A 3,478-nucleotide genomic window follows, 5' to 3' on the forward strand; every position below is an offset into this window, starting at 1 on the left:
GTGTTCTGCGAATCGTTTTGTTCGTCAGCAGCAGAGAGATGAGATTATGCAGTGTTTCGCGATATTCGTCAACTTCTTTTTTTCCTCTTCTTCACTTGCTGCCGGCTTAACTACTTGATTTCGTTAACCTTTGAAGCACAGCGCCGAAGCGGACGCGAATCATAACAAAAGCCCTTGCGGCGCGCAAGGGCCTCGCGTGTACGGCGCCGTAGTCCTCGCCGGCTAGGGTGCCGTGACGCATTCCCGGGTAGTGCACCGGGTCGCCTGCGCTTCGGGCTCGGATAAGGGTGTCGAAAAACTCGGGCCGCCCAGGTGAGAGATGTAGAGGCGTTTCTGGCTCATCGATACCAGGACACGATGGTTGCGAAGGAAGTCTGCCCCCAGGGTCATCATTTCGCCGGACAGGGTCAGGTCCATGATGCGGATGGTCGCATTCTGGACGTGATAGCTGCCGATCGACATGTTCGCAACGGGAACGCGCCATACCCGCTGCGCCTTGTCTCGCCAGCTGACGATGGCGTCTTCTTCGACTGCTCCGGGCGACTCCGGCGTGATGCCGAACCGTGCGGCAGTGTGCAGATCCATCAGTGACACCGGGAAGTTCGTGTCGAGGATCGTGTCCACGTCCCTGCCGTTGACCTTTACCTTGAACCAGGCGCGCATGTCTTTTTTCAGCTGGTCGGTTTCGAAAGGTACGACGTGCGCCGCGGGGTCCCATGCCGCGAGGAAGGACTTGCGACATCCTTTCGGGCTGGTGAACTGTATTTGCTTTCCAGCCCACCAGATCTCATGGTCGCTGCGCGCCAGGTAATTCGCACCCAGCCTCATGGCGATGTCGTCCTTCGACTCGAGCACCGTGAAATAGCCTTTCAGGCTGACTGGCCCTACAGTCAGGCTCGGGATGTTCGCGATCAGGATGTCCTGGCCCGGGTAGTTGGTTTCGCTGCTGCGGACCTTGACCCCCAGTTTCTCGAGTGCAGGTCGGTACAGCATCGACACCGAGCTCGCGGTGTCGACCAATACCGACGCGGGATGGCCGGCAATCGTGCCGGGAATGGTCGGGCGTTCGTCTGCATAGGCGAATGTGATCGGCAGGACGATGGGCTGGCCGATAACGCACCCAGGCTCCAGGCCGGTCTGTGCAAGAGCGCAGCCGCTCCAGAAGAACAGCATTGCGGGAAGGAAGGCGCTAGGCCGGGCACGGTTCGCGTGCGGTCTGGTCAAGTGGAAAGTCATCATTTTCGTGTAAAGGAGTCGTAGGCCAGGCTGGAACCGTTCACGGCAGTGCAACTGCCGGGGTGGCGCCTGTCCCACCGGGAGCATGCGGCGAGCGCTGCGCGGGAATGTGCTTGCCAAGGAATTCCAGCATCGTCTGGTAATACAGGATCTGGTTCCTTACGTATGAAAGACCGTGCCCTTCCTCATCGAAGGCAAGCCAACTCACCGGCTTCTGGAGGTCCTCGAGGGCGTCCCGCATCTTCTTGCCATGCGAGATGGGTACACGCTTGTCGTCCTTGCCGTGCATGAGCAGTACCGGCGCCTTGATGTGCGCCGCGTGCTTCAGCGGCGATACGGGGTCGAACAGCTGGGCGCTCATTTTCTTGTCGCCGATACGGCGCATCATCATTTCACGGGTGATCTTGTCGAATGAACGGTCCGACCAGTCGGAGAACATGTATTCGATATCGGTCACGCCGGCGAAGCTGACCGCGCAACGATACAAGTCGGGCGTCTTCACCAGTCCCCACAAAGCGGCGTACCCGCCGTAGCTCGCGCCGACTATGCAGATCCGCGCGGGATCGGCGATTCCCTCCTTGACCAGGTGGCGCACGCCGTCGGTGATGTCGTCCTGCATGGCCTTTCCCCACTGCCCGTAGCCGGCCTCCTCGAACTTGCGTCCGAAACCGCTCGAGCCCCGGAACTGGGGCTGGAACACGAGATAGCCGCGACTGGCCAGCAACTGGACCTCGGCGTCCCAACCCCAGCGGTCACGCGCAATTGGACCGCCATGGATGAGCACAACCATCGGCGCCGGACCTTTCGCCTGCGCAGGGCGCGTCACGTAAGCGGGAATCGGGACGCCGTCTGCCGCCTTGTAGGAGATCACTTCCATCGGGCGCATCTTCGACGAATCGAGCTCCGGCATGACCTTGCCGACGGTGACGAGCGCCTTTTTCGCGATATCGAAGAAATACCAGGTGCCGGGGTCGACGTCCGCCCTGGAACGGACCAGCACGGCACGACGCGGGTCACCTGAAATGAAGTTCAGGCGGTTGGGCAACAGGACGTCGATCTGCTTCTGCATGGCGGCCCAGGCAGGATCGAACCAGACCTGTTGAGGCAACATGCCGCTCGTCGCGACATAATCAAACGCCGTTTTATCGATGCCGTCCCAGGCGACAATGTCCTGTGATGGATGCCCCGCCAGGAGTTCGGTCTGGCGTCCCTGGACGACGTCGTAATTGAAGAGCGCGTAAGTGTCGCGCCCGATACGCGAATTGATGACGATCGTATCCGGTTCGTCAGGCACATATACCGGCATCCAGTACTCGTCATTGACGCTGAATTCGGCGAGCTTGACCCAGGCGCCGTTACCAGGCGGTTTGTACCAGTTCGTTACCGTCGACACGTCCTTGAAAAAGGCCGAGTTGACGAGCGTGAGGGCGCGCAGATTGCCGTGGCGGTCAAACGCGCGATTGATCGGTTTGCCCGGCGGGCGCGTGAACTTCACGCATTCTGCCGTGCGCGCATCGCACCTGGCGACGTGCCCATTATCGGAATCCTTCATTACCAGCAGCTTGCCCGCATCGTCGCCCTGGCCGATCGGGCCAATGATCGATTCGCCGAGGGTGCGCAGCTTTTTACCCTGCAGATCCATCGACTCCGCTTCCAGACCGTAGTCGACGGCAATGACATCGTTGCCGGCCCAGGTAACGTCGCGCGGCGCCTTGTGGTAACCCCAGTGTCCTTTCGAGACATATGCGCCCTGGCGCAGTTTTTTTACTGCAAGCGTATCGGTATCGACCAGGATCAGTCCGTGATTGGTGCCGTTGTAGACGATGGCAGCGATATGGCGACCGTCAGGCGACAAGGTGGCGGTCGTCATGCCCGAAGGATCGGTCAGTTCCTCCAGCGTGGGCGATTGCGACCGTGCCGGGCTTGCGGCACACACGGAGCAGGAGAGAATAAGGGCAGCGAAGTATTTCACGTTGAAATCCAGTTAGTTCCTGAACTATAACAAGATTCGCTTTCCAGAAATCAACTAGCTAGCTGAAGTTCCCAACTCTTCGTTGTAATCTGGGTGAAAAAACGACGGGCGAAAGCAATGCGAAAGCATCGCCAGGGTGCGTTGAAAGAATTGAACGTTAAAAGCGAAGGACGAAAAAAAACCCGCTCAGATCACTGAGCGGGTTTTTTCCTTATAACTAGCCTGACGATAACCTACTTTCACACTGGTTGCAGCACTATCATCGGCGCA

Annotated in this window: 2 protein-coding genes; both read right to left on the reverse strand. The window is 59.1% G+C overall.

Features of this window, described 5'->3' with window-relative positions; translation table 11 throughout:
* Nucleotides 1-222 precede the first annotated feature (222 nt).
* Complete coding sequence (locus ACFPN5_RS11925; RefSeq protein WP_379783456.1) at nt 223-1,224, reverse strand: aspartyl protease family protein; 1,002 nt, start codon at nt 1,222-1,224, stop codon at nt 223-225.
* A gap of 52 nt (nt 1,225-1,276) precedes the next feature.
* The gene (locus ACFPN5_RS11930; protein ID WP_379783457.1) at nt 1,277-3,208 is read right to left on the reverse strand and encodes an alpha/beta hydrolase family protein; all 1,932 of its coding nucleotides are present in this window, start codon (nt 3,206-3,208) and stop codon (nt 1,277-1,279) included.
* Nucleotides 3,209-3,478 lie beyond the last annotated feature (270 nt).

The sequence above is a fragment of the Massilia niabensis genome (assembly GCF_042655085.1).
In the GTDB taxonomy this organism is placed as follows: Bacteria; Pseudomonadota; Gammaproteobacteria; order Burkholderiales; family Burkholderiaceae_D; genus Telluria; species Telluria niabensis.